The following is a 1,875-nucleotide window of genomic DNA, read 5'->3' as shown; positions in this document are numbered from 1 at the left end:
AACGACCCTGAAGGGCCTTCTTGCCGATGTCGTATCGAAGCTGCTTGCCCTCGAAGTTGATGAGGTCGCAGGCCTCATAGGCGCGCTCGCGGGCCTCCTCGAAGGTGTCGCCCGTGGCCACCACGTTCAGCACGCGGCCGCCGTTGGTGAGAAGCTCTCCGTCGAAATTGCGCTTCGTGCCAGCGTGGAACACCGTTATGCCGGGCAGCTCCTCGGCCTCCTCGATGCCGAGGATGACTTTGCCCTTCTCGTAGGAGCCGGGATACCCCTCGCTCGCGAGCACCACCGAGACGGCCCAGTCGTCCGACCATTCCAGCTGAATGTCGTCGGCGCGGCCCTCGGCCACAGCTAGCATCACGTCCACCAGGTCGCTCTCGAGGCGCGGCAGTACCACCTGAGTCTCCGGGTCACCGAAGCGCACATTGAACTCGACAATCTTCGGACCCTCCGGTGTCAGCATAAAGCCGCCGTACAGCGTACCGCGATAGTCGGTTGCAAAAGGTGCCCGGGCCGTGGCCGCGGCGGCATCTTCCATAATGGCCACCATGGCGGCCATCTCGTCGTCGGTGACGATGGGCACTGGCGAGTACACGCCCATGCCGCCCGTATTCGGACCAAGATCGCCATCATAGGCGCGTTTATGGTCTTGAGCCGGCGCCATAGGAAACGACTGGCCGGCGGTAACGAAGCACAGCAGAGAGCACTCCGGCCCGGTCATGCACTCTTCGATGACCACCGTAGAGCCCGCCTCGCCGAAGGCGCCGTCGAAGCAGGCGCGCACGGCGGCCTCGGCGTCTTCCAACGTCTCGGCCACCACCACGCCCTTGCCCGCAGCCAAGCCGTCGGCCTTGATGACGATGGGTGCGCCTTGCTCGCGCACGTAGGCGAGCGCGGGGGCTTCATCGCTGAAACGGCCGTAGGCGGCGGTGGGGATGGAGTTAGCCTCCATAAACTCCTTGGAGTAGGCCTTCGAGCCCTCGAGTTGGGCACCGTCGGCGTTGGGCCCGAACACCGGCACACCGTCGGCGCGCAGGACATCGGCCACGCCCTCTACAAGCGGCGCCTCGGGGCCAATGACCACGAGACCGATCTTCCGCTCGTGCACAAAGCTGAGCAGCGCCTCGGTGTCGGCGATGTCGAGGTCTACGTTCTCGGCGATTTCAGCCGTGCCGCCGTTGCCCGGGGCCACGTAGAGCACGTCGGTTTGCGGCGACTTGCGCAGAGCCCACGCGATGGCGTGTTCGCGGCCCCCCGAACCTAAAACCAGAATGTTCACGCTCGTTCCTTTCGCTCTTTCCAGGAAACCCGGGGCTAATCTTCCCTCATCCACACGTCGCGCAGGATGGTCTGATCACGGTCGGGGCCCACCGAGATGATGCTCATGGGCACACCGCAGACCTCTTCCAGGTACTCGATGTAGGCGCGCGTGTTCTCAGGAAGCTCCGCGTAGGAGCGGCAACCGGTAATGTCCTCGTCTTTCCAGCCCGGAAGCTCCACATAGACGGGTTTCGCGTGGTGCAGCACCGACTGCTGCATGGGGAAGTAGTCGTATCGCTCGCCGTTGCACTCGTAGGCCACGCACACCTTGATGGTGTCGAAGGCCGACAGCACATCCAGCTTGGTGAGGGCCACGTCCGTAAGCCCGTTCACCTCGGCGGCATAGCGCCCGATGACGGCATCGAACCAGCCGCAGCGGCGCTTGCGGCCCGTGGTGACGCCGAATTCGTGGCCCTCCGCGCAGAGCAGCTCGCCGTCCTCGGCGTCCTGCCCCTCGCCGCCGTTTTCGGGGAACTTCAGCTCCGTGGGGAAAGGCCCTTCGCCCACACGGGTAACGTAGGCCTTCTGGATGCCGAGCACACGATCGATGGCTTTCGG

At 64.7% G+C, this 1,875-nt stretch carries 2 protein-coding genes; both read right to left on the bottom strand.

All coding sequences use genetic code 11. The annotated features are described in order from the left end of the window. The coding region (gene purD, locus ACTOXK_RS12205; protein WP_482280011.1) for a phosphoribosylamine--glycine ligase at positions 1-1,276 on the bottom strand (1,276 nt) is incomplete at its 3' end. A 35-nt stretch (positions 1,277-1,311) separates the two neighbouring features. Beyond that, positions 1,312-1,875 (bottom strand): adenylosuccinate synthetase (locus tag ACTOXK_RS12200; protein WP_482280010.1); only part of this gene is annotated, 564 nt, incomplete at its 5' end.

The sequence above is a fragment of the Adlercreutzia sp. genome, assembly GCF_056795635.1.
The sequence above is the reverse complement of the archived record's forward strand: the minus strand, read 5'-3'. Positions and strand labels throughout refer to the sequence as shown.